The 15,974-nt window shown below is 43.3% G+C and carries 13 protein-coding genes and 1 pseudogene; 2 read left to right on the forward strand and 12 right to left on the reverse strand.

The features are described from left to right. Positions 1–115: 115 nt before the first annotated feature. Positions 116–739: a TetR/AcrR family transcriptional regulator gene (locus AAEZ02_RS00855; protein ID WP_124012886.1), complete on the reverse strand. Its 624-nt coding sequence runs from the start codon at positions 737–739 to the stop codon at positions 116–118. Between the two features lie 410 nt (positions 740–1,149). On the opposite strand from AAEZ02_RS00855, the gene AAEZ02_RS00860 reads away from it, so the two are divergent. Continuing rightward, positions 1,150–2,382 carry an efflux RND transporter periplasmic adaptor subunit gene (locus AAEZ02_RS00860; RefSeq protein ID WP_124012887.1) on the forward strand — a complete coding sequence of 411 codons (1,233 nt, stop codon included), beginning with the start codon at positions 1,150–1,152 and terminating at the stop codon, positions 2,380–2,382. A gap of 12 nt (positions 2,383–2,394) precedes the next feature. Next, positions 2,395–5,556: an efflux RND transporter permease subunit gene (locus AAEZ02_RS00865; protein ID WP_124012888.1), complete on the forward strand. Its 3,162-nt coding sequence runs from the start codon at positions 2,395–2,397 to the stop codon at positions 5,554–5,556. Positions 5,557–5,788: 232 nt separating this feature from the next. On the opposite strand, the gene AAEZ02_RS00870 is transcribed toward AAEZ02_RS00865, so the two are convergent. The 11 genes and pseudogenes from AAEZ02_RS00870 to AAEZ02_RS00920 all read right to left on the reverse strand — a co-directional run bounded on the left by AAEZ02_RS00870 (position 5,789) and on the right by AAEZ02_RS00920 (position 15,737). Next, positions 5,789–6,343 carry a C40 family peptidase gene (locus AAEZ02_RS00870; RefSeq protein WP_233768594.1) on the reverse strand — a complete coding sequence of 185 codons (555 nt, stop codon included), beginning with the start codon at positions 6,341–6,343 and terminating at the stop codon, positions 5,789–5,791. Between the two features lie 87 nt (positions 6,344–6,430). Then, positions 6,431–7,015 carry a TetR/AcrR family transcriptional regulator gene (locus tag AAEZ02_RS00875; RefSeq protein WP_164839421.1) on the reverse strand — a complete coding sequence of 195 codons (585 nt, stop codon included), beginning with the start codon at positions 7,013–7,015 and terminating at the stop codon, positions 6,431–6,433. A 331-nt stretch (positions 7,016–7,346) separates the two neighbouring features. Continuing rightward, complete coding sequence (locus tag AAEZ02_RS00880; protein WP_124012890.1) at positions 7,347–8,999, reverse strand: diacylglycerol kinase family protein; 1,653 nt, start codon at positions 8,997–8,999, stop codon at positions 7,347–7,349. Positions 9,000–9,210: 211 nt separating this feature from the next. After that, complete coding sequence (locus AAEZ02_RS00885; RefSeq protein ID WP_011639406.1) at positions 9,211–9,405, reverse strand: hypothetical protein; 195 nt, start codon at positions 9,403–9,405, stop codon at positions 9,211–9,213. 80 nt (positions 9,406–9,485) lie between these two features. Next, positions 9,486–9,661 (reverse strand): annotated as a pseudogene (locus AAEZ02_RS00890) (DUF1328 family protein). 326 nt (positions 9,662–9,987) lie between these two features. Continuing rightward, positions 9,988–11,205, reverse strand: coding sequence for an organoarsenical effux MFS transporter ArsJ (gene arsJ / locus AAEZ02_RS00895; protein ID WP_351075396.1), 1,218 nt, complete (start codon positions 11,203–11,205; stop codon positions 9,988–9,990). A 5-nt stretch (positions 11,206–11,210) separates the two neighbouring features. Then, complete coding sequence (locus tag AAEZ02_RS00900; protein ID WP_124012892.1) at positions 11,211–12,221, reverse strand: ArsJ-associated glyceraldehyde-3-phosphate dehydrogenase; 1,011 nt, start codon at positions 12,219–12,221, stop codon at positions 11,211–11,213. A 54-nt stretch (positions 12,222–12,275) separates the two neighbouring features. Further along, the gene (locus AAEZ02_RS00905) at positions 12,276–12,794 is read right to left on the reverse strand and encodes a phosphatase domain-containing putative toxin (RefSeq protein WP_124012893.1); all 519 of its coding nucleotides are present in this window, start codon (positions 12,792–12,794) and stop codon (positions 12,276–12,278) included. Between the two features lie 85 nt (positions 12,795–12,879). Further along, complete coding sequence (gene arsB, locus AAEZ02_RS00910; protein ID WP_124012894.1) at positions 12,880–13,899, reverse strand: ACR3 family arsenite efflux transporter; 1,020 nt, start codon at positions 13,897–13,899, stop codon at positions 12,880–12,882. 24 nt (positions 13,900–13,923) lie between these two features. Beyond that, positions 13,924–14,766, reverse strand: a complete 843-nt coding sequence (locus AAEZ02_RS00915; RefSeq protein ID WP_206191844.1) for a metalloregulator ArsR/SmtB family transcription factor — start codon at positions 14,764–14,766, stop codon at positions 13,924–13,926. A 131-nt stretch (positions 14,767–14,897) separates the two neighbouring features. Continuing rightward, complete coding sequence (locus AAEZ02_RS00920) at positions 14,898–15,737, reverse strand: alpha/beta hydrolase family protein (RefSeq protein WP_233768595.1); 840 nt, start codon at positions 15,735–15,737, stop codon at positions 14,898–14,900. Between the last annotated feature and the right edge of the window lie 237 nt (positions 15,738–15,974).

Raw genomic sequence — 15,974 nt, forward strand, 5'->3', positions numbered from 1 at the left:
AAGAGTCAATATTGAGAGAAGATTGAGACGGTAAAAGATACGGTGAAAATTACAGTATCAATTGATTTACTGAATGGCTAGCCTTAGTAACCGAGTTAATAAGCTACTGAATAAGCTACTTAGGATTGACGTATAAAATCAAAATACCTGCAATCGCCATGCTAGCGACTTGCTGCAACTCTTCAATGCTTGCCCCTTCTGATGCTTGAATCGACATTCCCTGAAACAAGGTGCTAATGAATCGCGCTAACACTTCAGGCTGACAATCTGCATTTAATTCACCTTGATGCTTGGCTTGCTCAAATCGGGCAATCAACTGGAGCTTATGTTGCGCTTTGCGCTCTAAAACAGCTTGTTTAATAGACTCGCTCGCCTCACTACATGAAAGGGTGCTGTTAATTAATGCGCAACCTTGAGGGTGGCTACAGTCAGTAAACTTGGCTGCAGCGCCAAGCAATAAGCCGCGAACCACATCAGCAACATATTGATGTTTAAAAGCCGTATTAAATAATGAATCTGGGCGGTTTTCGTATAAATCGATGGCTTTTAAAAATAGCTGCTCTTTATTACCAAATGCGGCATACAGGCTAGGCTTCTTGATCCCCATTGCCTCGGTTAGCTCGTTTAAAGAAGTCCCTTCATATCCATGACGCCAGAAAACATTAAGCGCTTGCTCTAATGCTAAGTCGATATCGAACCCACGAGGGCGACCAACGCAAGCTGCTTTTGTGATTGTCATAAATAGTACCTCATATATTAACGCAGCTTTACTTATCAGAAACTTAACTGGCTTTCTAATGACAAATAACCCGCATACTTTAGCATAATATTAAGCCATCTTAGGGTTAATATTGTGCAGATTTGTCGCAATTATAACAATTGAACAAGTATTGATTAACGCTATTTCATCGCAACAAATCACCTTGTAAGTAGTGATGTTACTTTATCTTCCCGCTAATTGAACCTCTTGTCAAAATAATTTAATACCTGTCGGTACAAAAGTCATTGACAGGGTTATTTTAATCTATATATTACCGTTCGGTACAGAACATTTTTTACCTATCGGTATAAAATTAATCCGCACACCAATATAACGACCCTATAGCCTGCTGAAACAAACGTAAATGCTATTGATTAAAGGACCGCACCATGAAGACGTTAACATCAATTAAAACCACTTTATTAGTCAGCCTAACGGCATTGCTATTAGTGGCGTGCGGCGAACAACCTGCACAACAAGCCAATACATCTGCAGCGCCTAAGGTAGATGTTGCTAACGTGCTTTATGAGCGCATTACCGAGTGGGATCAATTTACCGGACGCTTACAAGCCCCTGAAAAGGTCACTTTAGTGCCTCGCGTATCGGGCTATATTGAATCGATTAACTTTAAAGAAGGCGCGCTAGTGCAAAAAGGCGATGTGTTATTTACCATCGACTCGAGTGTTTTTATTGCTGAATATGAACGCCTTAAAGCAGAATTAACCAGTGCTCTATCGGCCAATCAACTCGCTAAAAATGACTACGCACGGGCAAATAAACTTTTTTATCAAAAAGCGGTATCAGAAGAGCTAATTGATACTCGTCGCTCTACTATGCATCAAACTGCGGCAGCGGTTGCGTCAGTTAACGCCGCATTAACCCGCGCACAACTTAACGTTGAATACACCCATGTTACCGCTCCTATCACGGGTCGTGTTTCATATGCCAACGAAACCGCAGGTAACTTCGTTACGGCAGGACAAACACATCTCACCAGTTTAGTATCAACATCGCATATGTACGCTTATTTCGATATCGACGAGCAAAGCTATTTAAAATATGCGGCCTTATCGTTCGAGAATAAACGCCAGAATCCTCGTTTAGGTAACAATGCCGTGGTTATGGCGCTTGCCAATGAAACCAGTTTTAATCACCAAGGCGTGATCGACTTTGTTGATAATGCAGTAAACCAACAAACCGGTACTATTCGTGTTAGAGCCAACTTTGCTAATCAAGACAATCAGTTACTTCCAGGCTTATTTGCTCGCATCAGCATTGCTGGTAGCGAGTCGTATCAACGTATTTTAATTGACGACAAAGCCATTATGACTGACCTAAGCAACAAGTTTGTCTTAGTGGTAAGCGACAAAAATATCCTTGAATATCGTGGTGTTAGCCTCGGAGCGAAACTTCATGGTTTGCGTATTATTACCGCAGGGTTATCGCCTAACGACACCATCGTGGTTAACAGCCTGCAAAAAGTACGTCCTAACGTCACTATTGAGCCAAACCTGACCGAAATGGCAGGTGACGGTCAGCTTGAAGCCTTGCATCAAGCGCAACAAATCCTCGATAACCAGCCTCTCACAGCACAAGTTGCTGATGACGCTAGTCAAGGTTAAGGAAACTACACTATGTTGTCTCAATTTTTTATTAAAAGACCGATTTTTGCCGCTGTTCTGTCGCTACTGTTCTTTATTTCAGGCGCGCTGGCGGTATGGCAATTACCGATCACCGAATACCCTGAGGTAGTACCGCCAACAGTCGTTGTTACGGCAAACTACCCAGGCGCCAACCCAAAAGTAATCGCCGAAACGGTTGCCTCACCACTTGAGCAAGAGATAAACGGCGTAGAAAACATGTTGTACATGTCTTCACAAGCCACATCCGATGGCCGCATGACGCTAACCATCACCTTTGCGATTGGTACTGACGTTGATTTAGCTCAAACCCAAGTGCAAAGCCGTGTAGAGCGTGCAAAACCTCGCTTACCAGAAGAAGTACAACGCTTAGGTATTGTGACCGAAAAGTCATCACCGAGTTTAACCATGGTGGTGCATTTAACCTCGCCCGATAACCGTTATGACATGTTATATCTGTCTAACTATGCGGTATTGAAAGTGAAAGACGAATTAGCCCGAATTACCGGTGTAGGGGCGGTGCGCGTATTTGGCGCAGGTGACTACAGTATGCGTGTATGGCTAGATCCTAATAAAGTGGCAGCAATCAGTTTATCTCCGAGTAATATTGTTGCCGCTATTCGTGAGCAAAACCAACAAGCAGCAGCAGGAAGCCTAGGCGCACAACCTAGTGGCGACAGTGATTTCCAATTATTGATCAACGTTAAAGGTCGTTTATCCAGCGTTGAAGAGTTCGAGAATATTATTATTAAAGTGGGCGATGAAGGTCAGATCACCCGTTTAAAGGATGTTGCTCGGGTTGAATTAGGCGCATCAACTTATGCCCTACGTTCAATGTTAGACAATAAAGACGCTGCTGCACTACCTGTTTTCCAAGCATCGGGTTCAAACGCGATTCAAATATCTGATGATGTCCGTTCTAAAATGGCTGAATTGTCTCAGGCATTTCCAGAAGGATTAACCTACGACATCGTCTACGATCCAACCGTGTTCGTCCGCGGTTCAATAAAAGCGGTAGTGCAAACACTGCTCGAAGCTTTATTGCTGGTAGTACTCGTCGTGGTACTGTTTTTACAAACGTGGCGCGCATCCATTATTCCATTAGTGGCCGTTCCGGTATCGCTTGTGGGTACCTTTGCCTTTATGCACCTATTGGGCTTCTCACTGAATGCCTTATCATTATTTGGTTTGGTATTAGCCATCGGTATTGTCGTTGACGATGCTATCGTGGTGGTTGAAAACGTTGAACGAAATATCTCTGACGGTTTATCTCCTGTTGCTGCCACCCAAAAGGCAATGAAAGAAGTGACCGGCCCGATTGTCGCCACCACACTGGTTCTAGCAGCAGTATTTATTCCAACCGCCTTTATGTCAGGTTTAACCGGCCAGTTTTATAAGCAGTTCGCGCTGACGATCACCATTTCCACCTTTATTTCAGCGATTAACTCGTTAACCCTGAGCCCTGCATTATCGGCATTACTGCTTAAAGGTCATCACGAGAAAAAAGATGTGCTTACTCGTGGCATGGATAAACTGCTGGGAGGCTGGCTATTCAATCCATTTAATCGCCTGTTTGCGCGCATGTCTGAAGGTTACGGTTGGCTGGTTAAAAAGATCATCCGTTTTGGTGCGGTTGTCGGCATTATTTATATCGGTTTAGTCGGCTTAACAGGCTTACAATTTGCCAACACCCCTACTGGTTATGTACCAGGGCAAGATAAACAATATCTTATCGCCTTTGCACAATTGCCTGATGCCGCGTCATTAGATCGCACTGAAGCTGTCGTGAAAGAAATGTCACGAATTGCCTTAGCGCAACCTGGTGTCGCCCATGCGGTAGCCTTTCCAGGCTTAAGCATTAATGGCTTTACTAACAGCACCAATAGCGCCATTTTGTTTACCCCGTTGGATGACTTTGCCGATCGCAAAGATCCATCATTATCAGCAGGCGCAATTGCAGCAGCGTTAAATCAACAGTTTGCCGCCATTGACGGTGCGTATATTGCGATTTTCCCACCACCGCCAGTACAAGGCTTAGGCACCATTGGTGGCTTTAGATTACAAATTCAAGACCGGGCAAACTACGGTTATGAAGAGTTGTATAAAGTGACCATGGAAGTGATGCAAAAAGCATGGGCAACGCCAGAGTTAGCGGGGGTGTTCTCGAGTTATCAAGTGAGTGTGCCACAACTTGACGTGAACATTGATCGTACTAAAGCCAAACAACAATCGGTGTCGTTAGACGAATTGTTTTCCACATTACAGGGTTACATGGGCTCGGTTTACGCCAACGACTTCAACCAATTTGGCCGCACTTATCAAGTTAAGGTGCAAGCCGATGAGCAGTTTAGACAAACGCCAGAACAAATAGCCCAACTTAAAGTACGCAACAACCAAGGCGAAATGGTGCCTATTGGTTCATTTATTAATGTGACCAATACATCCGGGCCTGACCGAGTCATGCATTACAACGGTTTTACCACTGCAGAACTTAACGGTGGTGCTGCGCCAGGATACAGTTCTGGTGAGGCACAAGCTGCGATTGAAAAAATATTGGCAGAAACCTTACCCAATGGCATGACTTACGAGTGGACAGAGATCACTTACCAGCAGATTTTGGCCGGTAATGCGGGTACCTATATTTATCCGTTAATTATCTTATTAGTGTTTATGGTATTAGCGGCGCAATATGAAAGTTTAACCTTGCCATTAGCCATTATTCTTATTATTCCAATGACACTATTGTCAGCATTAACAGGGGTGCTTATCTACGGTGGCGATAACAATATCTTTACCCAGATTGGTTTGATTGTACTGGTGGGGCTGGCAACCAAAAACGCCATTCTGATTGTTGAGTTTGCCAAGGAGTTACAAGACAAAGGCATGCAACCATTAGAGGCGATACTTGAAGCGGGTCGTTTACGTTTACGGCCTATTTTAATGACCTCGATTGCCTTCATTATGGGGGTGGTACCTATGGTATTCTCGAGCGGACCAGGTTCAGAAATGCGCCAAGCAATGGGTGTTGCAGTATTCTCTGGCATGATTGGGGTGACTATTTTTGGCCTTATCCTCACGCCACTGTTTTACTATGCTCTGGCTAAGCGTGGCAAACATAACGCCGAGTTAGCTGAACCAGTCGAGTCGCACGACTAAATACCTAATGGGATCAATCATCACAAAAAAGAGCTAACCCTAGGGTTAGCTCTTTTTTATTGCCCTGCCACTAACTCAAGCATCTGCTGTACATGAACCTTATGCCAAAATATAAATAGTTAAAACAAATTAATAACTTAGATGAAATAGCATTAGGTAATCTAACCCTTTAAAATATAACCGATGTCGACATTCACATTGAAGAGCACCTGCTCATTAGGCTGATGGCGCATTATAAATTGTCTTGCTGTTGAACATGATCAACAAGACTGGCTATCGACATGTTTTGCTCAAGCGTTGGGTTTTTTAAGCGTGTTGCAAACCAAAAACGCGGCTTCCAATAGATATTATTCAAACTCGAAATTTTGACCCCTTTTTTAGTCGAGGCATGTAAAAAACGATTGTTGCCCATGTAAATACCGACATGGCGAACGGTTCGAGTGGTTTTAAAAAACACTAAATCGCCCGTTTGCAACTGAGCTCGCGGCACCTCTTTACCCATAATACGCTGCGCGTTTACAGTACGAGGTAATTTGTCACCGACAATATTAAGGTAAGCCAAATACACAAATCCTGAACAATCAATACCGTTTTTACTCAGCCCACCTAAACGATAAGGGGTACCTTTCCATTCGTTATGAAAACTTAGCAGGTTTGACTCGCTCCATTTTGGCGGCGGTTGCAACATAGGCGGTACCGCCACAGGTATAGGCGCAACCACAGGAGGCTTTGCCGCACACGCAGACAACAACACCACTACACAACCAACTAATAATCCTTTAGTCAATTCGACCCACTCCAAGACCCGAAAAATCACCCAAAATATAAACGTGTCACAATAAGCAATCAAAATCACGCTTGCCGATATAGACGTTTAACGAGTCATCATTTGCATGCACTGCACTAAAGCCCGTTTAGTCGCTATTTTATCCGCTTTAATTTGTGAGCGTAGCATAGTTCCTTGCCAGTTTGACCAAAAAACACTCGCTAATATTGATGCCGATAAGTCGGCACGAATATGCCCTTGTTGTTGACCTTGTTGAATAAGTGCACTCAATAAACCTAACCATTTATCGTAAAGATGAGTCAATGTTTGATGCAATAATGGTGATTGTGGACTCACCTCAACCATCAAGTTACCGATAACACAGCCGCGAGGCTGATGACCACTAAAAAGCTCATCAATGAGTTGATGATAGCCATTCAATAGCGTCGATAAATTGGCTTTAAAATTCGCACTAGGATCAATCGCAATGGGTTGAATGCGTTGTTGGAAATAATGTTCGGCAACGGCAGCTGCAAACGCTTCTTTACTGGCAAAATAATGGTAAAAAGAACCTTTAGGAATGCCGACTTCATCGAGGATCAATTTAATGCCTACGCCACTGTATCCATGCAAAGCAAAAAGCTTTTCGCCTACGGCACAAATCGACTGTTTACTGGTGATATTTTTGTTCATAGGGCCTCCCATTTTAGTGACAGAATAAACAAGAATAGACCAGTCGTCTACATTTTGCGAAACATCGAGTCTGTTATTGTATTGTCATGGTAAAATAAGCATTATTAGTGAGTATTTGGCTTAATACTCTCGTCCAGCCGTTGATTGTCGGTGCGTTTCAGCGCAACCGTGGTCGATATGCTGATGACCCCTTTTCTGGCACTGTTTGCGCTTGTACAACACGCTTCAGCTGCCACTTAACAACAAGATACAAGTACATATCAACGCAGTAAAATAACCGCTTGCGGTATTAATTATCCCAACCAAAAGCTAGCGACTTAGCAAACATTCGCTAAAGGTGTTTACTGACATTAGGTATAAACACCTTTAGGGACTTGGGCTTGACTTTAATACACAGATCTTCAGATTCAAATAACTCACCGTCAATCACATATTGGCATGACGAATCAGTATTTAAGTAGATTTTCTTGGCTTGTACATGCCGAATACCACTCACTTGATCATCCTCACGCGCTCCGGTTAAGCCAGCAAATAGCAGCTCGGTCATACTCAATAATTGTTGTTGTGATACTTCACTCGACTCAATCCAAGTAATGTCTAACAAGCCATCGGTGATATTGGGTTCACCATTACCTTGTGCTAACAAACTGGTAAAGGGTGCAGCATTGGCAATCACTAGGCTAGTGGTGTTAATCACTTGAATTTCACCACCATCAAGCTGTAACCTCATCGACAATGGTTGGTTTTCTTCTATCGCCTCCCACAAACCATTAAGATATGCCCACTGGCCTAGCTGATCTTTTCGGTCACGATCAGCTTTTTCAATCATTTTTTGCTCAAAGCCTAATCCCACCAGCAACAACATCAACTGATTATTACAAATGGCGGTATCAATTCGCTGACAATGACCTTGAATTAAAATATCAAGCGCTTGCGACACAGGAACCAACTTACTGGTTACGCCAAATAAGGTATGACTTAGTGCGTTGGTGGTTCCCATCGGAATAATACCTAAGAAAATATCAGTATCGACAATAACCGATGCCACCTCGTTAACTGTGCCATCACCACCGCAGGCCACAATAATATCCGCACCCTTGTTTTTGGCATGTTCGGCGAGTTGCCCAGCTGACTTATCTTTGGCGGTATGCAGCACTTCAAGCTGAAAATAGTCCGACAAGGTTTGGATTATATGATCAGCTTCATCATGCCACTTGCCACCACCTGACACTGGGTTAACAATTAACCAAGCGCGTTTGTGGATGTTAATTTGGTTCCGGCTATGCATTTTCTCTACCGCAGCCAACTGCCATTTATTTAACCGTGCCGTTTGACGAATATTATTAATGGATTTAAGCACATCACTAAAATCACTGTGTTGATCACGACACACCAAATAAGCCGCTAACACCAACACAGAACGTCCTCGACCTAAGGCACAATGCACCACCACATTTTTGCCGTTACCGACTTGAGTGTGCAACCAATTGATGGCTTGATTTAACTGCGCGACAGTCGGCACGCTGTGATCCAATACGGGAATATTTAAATAGGCGATATGTTCATCAACCAAGGTCCACTCTAATGCGTCAAATTCGGCAGTAACATCCAAAATCGCATCAATTTTTCTTTCCTTAAGCAGGCTAATATCACTCGGAAACAATCGACAAGCCAAATACAACTGCTTATCAATTTTTTGGATTGCGGGCACTTTATCGTGCTGTCTCGCCCAAGCGTTATACACTTGGCAACCCATTAAAAATGGAATAAAACTCCAACTGATATACCAAGGAATACTGCCATCTTGGCTTTTACGGAATATGCCTGCGCTATTAACCCAATACGCCGAACTCACCAGCCCCAAAGACAATGCAATCCAGCCAAAAATGAGCTTAAGTACCACGTAAGGAAGCGCCACACATAAGCACAAAGCCAATAATACGCCAAGGGTATAATAATATTTAATATGAATTCGGCTGAGCATGGGGGTCCTCCTGCGATAGAAAAGCAGCACATGTGTGCTGCTTGGGCTAATGCTTATTGTAATAACACTCTGGTCTCTTCGCGGCAGTCACTCAAGTATTCCACTTCAGCTTACATTAGCGTAAAGGCAATTACCCCTACATCAATAATCCTAAGCTAAAAAGCTTAATGGCTCTGAACGGATAAAATAGTTAATTAGATAGATTTGGTAGTTAACAGTCTGGATCTTCTGCTTTCATACCTTCTTTTACATCTTCACATGCATCTTCAACAGCATTACCTGCATCTTGCATCATTTCATCCACTTTCTCGCCAGCATTCTCAGCTTTGTTATCTGAACAGGCTGATAAACCTGCGGTTAAAAACACCATTAAGCTTGCCATTGTCAGTAATTTTAATAATTTCATATTCATCTCCAAGATGATGGTTGTAATCGAATAATTTTATATCGCTAACCTTATCTCGAGTTAAGAGATCAGGTTAACTACTATGCTCGGGGACCTTTGCCTCTAATCGCATTGGCTACTAATGAAATCACCAGTAACACAATAAAAATAAAGAAAATAATTTTCGCGATACCTGCTGCGGCACCGGCAATACCCGTAAAACCCAATAGACCCGCTATAACGGCTATAACTAAAACATTAATGTCCAGCCCAACATAAAAACCTCCTTGGTGTACGGTTCACATTGTGATGTGCGTTGAATTTACGCTGACGGTTGACACAAATATCTTATCTCTATCGTCAAAATTAACAATTCACACCACGACTATGTGTTAGTTAAAGCTAACATTGTGCCAACTTCAACAAAAAACTATAAGACCATGATTTGTAGATATTTTAATTTAAGGTAAGAAGATCAATAATGAAGAAGCCATAGTCGAGCAGGCAATTTTTACCGATGATACGGTAAGGATTTCAGGCTATCACGGTTAGGTAGCGAAATATCGATATGTAAACAAAAATGCATCTATTAGCTGTAATGGCTTACCCTTTATGAGGCAACTTAAGTGAAATTAAGGCAGCAAGAGCGACAAAACTACTGGATATCCATAAACAGGCTTCTAAGCCATATTCTTGAAACACCCAACCTGAAAGTACTGTACCCATTAACCGTCCCATGGCATTAGCCATATAGTAAAAACCCACATCCAGTGACACTCCATCACTGCTGGCGTAGCTAACGATTAAGTAGCTGTGCAGTGATGAATTAATCGCAAACACCGCGCCAAATAACAATAAACCCGCTATTAATGTTACCTGGATATAAAAGTCAAAATGCAGAGTGAGAGCAATAGCCGCCGGGATCAGTAATAAGTAGCTTGCCCATGCAAATGCAGCTCGACCGCTCGGCACTTTGCCCTGCCGTTTACCGGTGAAATAAGGTGCAATAGATTGTACGATCCCATAACCAATTACCCAGCTAGCCATAAAGCCGCCAACCCACCAATGATCCCAGCCAAAGGTTGTGGCTAAAAATACCGGTAATGCCACCACAAACCATACATCTCTGGCGCCAAACAAAAACATCCGCGCCGCCGACAGTAAGTTAATCGCCTGACTTTTCGAAAAAATATCTTTGAATTTGGGTTTGTTTTTAGCTTTGCCTAAATCATCTTTTAAGGTCACTAAACTAAATAACCATACAATGCCTAATAACGTGGCCATTAACATAATAGCCCCTCTAAATCCCAAGCCCGTAAGCAACACACCACCTAAAAAGAACCCCACCCCTTTTAAGGCATTTTTAGAACCGGTTAACAGCGCCACCCACTGATAAAGCTTACCCTCGGCATCTGCTGGCACCAGAGTTTTAATGGCACTTTTGGCGCTCATTTTATTCAAATCTTTGGCGATACCCGACAAGGCCTGCGCTGCCATCACGTAAACCACTGTGAGCATGTCAGCAGGCACGGTTAGCATGGCTAACGCCACGATTTGCAGGCCTAAGCCAATATTCATGGTGTTATTAAGGCCAAGCCTTGCCCCTAACCAACCGCCAATAAGATTGGTGATCACCCCAAAGATTTCATAAAACAAAAACAACATCGCAATATTTAACGGGCTGTAACCTAGCTGATGAAAGTACAGCACCACCAGCATACGCAAGGCGCCATCGGTTAAGGTAAATGCCCAATAATTAGCGGTGATCAGCAAATACTGCTTTATCGATGGTGGTAAGCTACGCAATGAAACCAGCCCCATGAACGCTATTCCTTATCAGCTAAGCCGACTTTGCGCGCCAGCTCTGCAGTGCGATTAGCGTATCCCCACTCATTGTCGTACCACACATACAGCTTAACTTGGGTGTCATTGACTACCATGGTCGACAAGGCATCGATAATGCTTGAACGTGGGTCGGTTTTATAATCTACCGACACTAATGGACGTTCTTCATAGCCCATAATGCCTGCAAGTTCTTGTTGTGATGCCTGCTTAAGCAGCTGATTTACTTCTTCAACTGTAGTGCCTCGCGCCACTTCAAACACGCAATCGGTAAGCGAAGCATTAGCTAACGGCACGCGTATCGCATGGCCATTTAACTTGCCTTTTAGCTCAGGAAAAATATGGGTGATGGCAGTCGCTGACCCCGTGGTGGTCGGAATTAAACTGATGCCACAAGCCCTTGCGCGGCGTAAGTCTTGATGCGGTGCATCCAAAATAGTTTGGGTATTAGTAATGTCGTGGATTGTCGTCATCGAGCCATGCTTAATGCCAATTTTCTCATGGATCACTTTCACCACTGGCGCCAAACAGTTGGTGGTACAAGATGCCGCGGTCACTATAGGGTGGATGGCTTTATCGTATAAATGCTCGTTTACACCCATCACAATGTTTAACACGCCGTCTTCTTTTACTGGCGCAGTCACCACAACCCGTTTTACACCTTGATCTAAATAAGCTTGCAGCAAGGCTGTGGTTTTTATCTTACCTGATGCTTCAATCACCACGTCACATTTTGACCAATCGGTATCTTTAGTCGCAATATTACGACTACAAGGAATGGCGTTACCATTAATCACTATCGCCTCCCCATGATGGGTCGCCTCATGATGCCAACGGCCATGCACTGAATCAAAGGTCATTAAATGGGCCAAGGTCGCAGCGTCGCCAGCAGGATCGTTAATGTGCACTATTTCAACATCGTCCCAATCATATGCAGCGCGCATAGATAAACGTCCCATACGGCCAAAACCGTTAATGCCTATTTTTATCGTCATAATGGTGTCCTACTAAATAAAGTTAACTAACCTCAACTCGAGTAAAAGATGAGGTTAACAATTAAAAGCATTGAAATAATCGCGTTGGATCGAATGCGTCAGTGCTTTTGGCCGTAAGCTTTGCACCGCAGTTACTGCTTTATCTTTTGGCCAACCAAGGCTGGCAAGAATTAACCCAATCACTAATCCAGTGCGTCCCGAACCGCCTTTGCAATGCACCGCAATGGTGCCTTGGTTATTAATCACCTCAATAATCTGCGCTTTATTAGCTAACCAATTAGCTTCAAATTCGGCACCGGGTGCGGCATCGTCTAAAATGGGCAATTGCACCCAGGCGATCTGTTGTTTGGCGCATTCTGTCGGTAGTTCGGTAGCATTATTGCGCGCCATTTCGTCATCGAACATCAAGGTGATTAACATCTGCGTGCCGGCACGTTTTAATGTGGCAAGCGACTCGATTAACGGTTCATCTTTGGTACCAGGGCACGGGGTAAAAATTAATTTGGCGCCATTCTCACACAATGAGTCTAATGGCGAATCTAACGCTAAGATATCGAAAGGATGTTGCTGCATGATTAATTCCACTGTTAATTTAGAACGTATTATTTCGTCGTCATAAAAAACGTATTCGAAATACTTATCAAAATAATCGTCAACATTAATGCTTAAACCAATGTTGAGTACGATTAATAATCGCCACCAGCGACAACATCACCGGCACTTCTACCAACACCCCAACCACAGTGGCTAAGGCTGCACCCGAGTGCAAACCAAACAGGGATATAGCTACCGCAACGGCAAGCTCAAAAAAGTTAGAGGTACCAATTAAGCAAGCTGGCCCAGCAATATTATGCTTTAATTTCAATAATATAGCAGCAAAATACGCTATCGCAAAAATCCCGTAAGTTTGAATCACCAATGGCACCGCGATTAAGCCAATGGTTTGTGGGTCGGACACGATAACCTTGGCCTGAAACCCAAACAGCAACACCACAGTGGCCAGTAAGCCGACAATCGACCATGGTTTTAATCTTGCCACTAATCGATCCACTCCTGGTGTGCCGCCTTGATGATTAAGCACATAACGCGTGGTCACACCCGCCATTAATGGCAGTAATACATACAGCACCACTGAAATAAGCAAGGTTTCCCATGGCACCTGAATGTCACTCACCCCCAGCAAAAATGCCGAAATAGGCGCAAAGGCAAAAATCATAATCACATCGTTAACCGACACTTGCACTAAGGTGTAATTAGGATCGCCCTTAGTTAATTGCGACCATACAAATACCATTGCCGTACAGGGTGCAACACCTAATAAAATCATCCCTGCGATATATTCTTGTGCCGATGCGGGGTCAACTAAGTCGGCAAACAGCACTTTAAAAAATAACCAACCTAATGCGGCCATGGTAAAAGGTTTAATCAACCAGTTAACGACAATCGTCAGTAATAATCCCTTGGGGTTTTTACCGACATCTTTAATGGCTGAAAAATCAATTTGCACCATCATTGGGTAAATCATTACCCAAATAAACAACGCCACCACAAGGTTAACGTGGGCAACTTCAAGACTCGCAATGGTCTGAAATACTTGTGGTTGCCATAGCCCTAACAGCACTCCGGCAAGCATACTTAAGCCAACCCATACCGATAAAAATCGTTCAAACAAGCCCATTACGATCACTCCTATTTTGCTGAATCAGCGACAAAAACTCACTTTATTAGGCCGGTTTTGCATAATATCTAGTCGTTGTAGATGAGCCATAATCAAGCCAATATTGTTCTCGGTCGTTGCAGCTATTACAGACTTTGCCCATAACGGTAAATTAGGGTTAATTCGATAAAATACCCACTGGCCATTTTTTCGGTCGCTAATAATAGCGGCCTTTTTTAACAACGCTAAATTGCGAGACACCTTAGGTTGGCTGTCCTCATTCAATGCCTCCATCAGCTCGCACACACATAACTCACCATGATAATGAGTCAGCATTAGGCTTTTTAAGCGAATGTCATCGGTTAAGCATTTATAAAATGCGATGGGATCAACATCGGCGAATACCTCGGGAGGTGTTTCATTTGCGCCAATGACGTCTACCTTGGCGGTCACCTCCGCCGTGGTCTTAGCCTTGGCAGTAACGTTGTTTTCCACCAGTAGAAACATCGACAAGCGGTTATTCAGCTCAGCTAAGGTACTTGAAAAGGGTTGATGACCTGCGCGGCTTTTAGGATCGGGAAAATCCCAAGCCAGTTGTTTACCTGCACCAGGAAAACGACGGCATTCTGTATTGGCTTTATCACAAAGGGTAATCACGTAATCAAATGTTTTACCTGCAAACGTTTGTACGTTTTTAGACACTAAACCACCCGTATCAACACCAAAACGCGCTATGGCCTCAATCGCCCTGCTGTCGATATCTTCGGGCTGAGTCCCTGCACTAAACACATCAAATTGATCAGACGCTTTACTTCTTAGCAAAGCTTCTGCCATTTGAGAACGCGCCGAATTGCCGCTACATAGAAACAACACAGTTTTCTTTTTCATTGGTGGCACATCCAATTAAAACACACTGAACATTGTATATATGCTTTTTTACATATACAACCAAGAAAAACAAAAAAGCCTATTCTGTAAATGAATAGGCTTGAATGGTTAACTTAAATGAAGAGGTCGCTTTAGTGCTTATCTAACCAGTTAAGCGCCAGTGGCCATAAGGTTTGCGACTTACTGCTAAAAAACTTCATATGGCCAATGTCTGATAATCCATAATCACTTGGGGTTAAGGTTAAGGTTTGCCCGTTAAGCTTAGGAAACACCGACATCATGTCTGCTACGTTGGCGTTATTGGCAATGTCATCATCAACGGCGTTAACCCACAATGACGGTAAGGTCAGCTCATTGTAATAATGCTGGTGCACGGTTTTACCAAAAGCAGTTTTGACATACCCTTGACCATTGCACCATTGCTGCCATTGTTTGGCGACATCCTTTGGCAATGGCTCTCCCATACCCAGCCACTGAGACTTGGTATGACCAAACATCGCATTACTGAAAGGAATAAAAAAGTTCATAAAAAAATGTGCTTGAATCAGATAAGCCAACTTCATATTTTTTAACTGACCAGAAGAACAGGCAAAATTGAACATTGAACTGATGTCCATCGCATTATGCATTAACCCAATGAGTTGACCACCAGCACTGTGGCCCACCAGATGATAGTTTGTATTCGGAAATACCTCTTTTAAACATTCCAACACCGCAGGCATATCTTTTTCACCCCAACACTGTAACGACGAGGCACTCTTCGCAACTGGCACCGTTGATGATCCACCAATACCCCGGTTATCAAACGTAATAACGCCATAGCCATTGCAGGCAAGGTAGTTAGCAAAATTTCCGTAAAACTGTCTTTTGATCCCAGTAGCAGGCGCCATCAATACCGCACCCTTCACTGTAATAGTTGGCTCATAAATAGTTGCAGCAAGTAACTCACCATCGCTGCACTTAATTGTCATTTGCTTTACATTCTGCTGATTCATCGTTTTTAGTTACGCCAAATGGGTGTTAATGCAAATTATCTATATGCCAAGATATTTTGTACCATGGGGGGTATTAAAACGATAGTTTTAATCTTGTGTTTAAAGTAAATACTCGGCCACACTGGCATGATAGAACATCCATTACCTTTATAAAGAACAAGCCGTTTCCACAGGTGTCTTTCCATCACGGTCGTTTTATGGCTTGTTGTCTAG

The sequence above is a fragment of the Shewanella sp. T24-MNA-CIBAN-0130 genome (genome assembly GCF_040310185.1).
GTDB classification, from domain to species: Bacteria; Pseudomonadota; Gammaproteobacteria; order Enterobacterales; family Shewanellaceae; genus Shewanella; species Shewanella psychromarinicola.

Coding starts and splice junctions, on each gene's coding strand:
- AAEZ02_RS00855 (WP_124012886.1), bottom strand. CDS start 739: ATGACAATCACAAAAGCAGCTTGCGTTGGTCGCCCTCGTGGGTTCGAT.
- AAEZ02_RS00860 (WP_124012887.1), top strand. CDS start 1,150: ATGAAGACGTTAACATCAATTAAAACCACTTTATTAGTCAGCCTAACG.
- AAEZ02_RS00865 (WP_124012888.1), top strand. CDS start 2,395: ATGTTGTCTCAATTTTTTATTAAAAGACCGATTTTTGCCGCTGTTCTG.
- AAEZ02_RS00875 (WP_164839421.1), bottom strand. CDS start 7,015: ATGAACAAAAATATCACCAGTAAACAGTCGATTTGTGCCGTAGGCGAA.
- AAEZ02_RS00880 (WP_124012890.1), bottom strand. CDS start 8,999: ATGCTCAGCCGAATTCATATTAAATATTATTATACCCTTGGCGTATTA.
- AAEZ02_RS00885 (WP_011639406.1), bottom strand. CDS start 9,405: ATGAAATTATTAAAATTACTGACAATGGCAAGCTTAATGGTGTTTTTA.
- arsJ (WP_351075396.1), bottom strand. CDS start 11,205: ATGGGGCTGGTTTCATTGCGTAGCTTACCACCATCGATAAAGCAGTAT.
- AAEZ02_RS00900 (WP_124012892.1), bottom strand. CDS start 12,221: ATGACGATAAAAATAGGCATTAACGGTTTTGGCCGTATGGGACGTTTA.
- AAEZ02_RS00905 (WP_124012893.1), bottom strand. CDS start 12,794: ATGCAGCAACATCCTTTCGATATCTTAGCGTTAGATTCGCCATTAGAC.
- arsB (WP_124012894.1), bottom strand. CDS start 13,899: ATGGGCTTGTTTGAACGATTTTTATCGGTATGGGTTGGCTTAAGTATG.
- AAEZ02_RS00915 (WP_206191844.1), bottom strand. CDS start 14,766: ATGAAAAAGAAAACTGTGTTGTTTCTATGTAGCGGCAATTCGGCGCGT.
- AAEZ02_RS00920 (WP_233768595.1), bottom strand. CDS start 15,737: ATGACAATTAAGTGCAGCGATGGTGAGTTACTTGCTGCAACTATTTAT.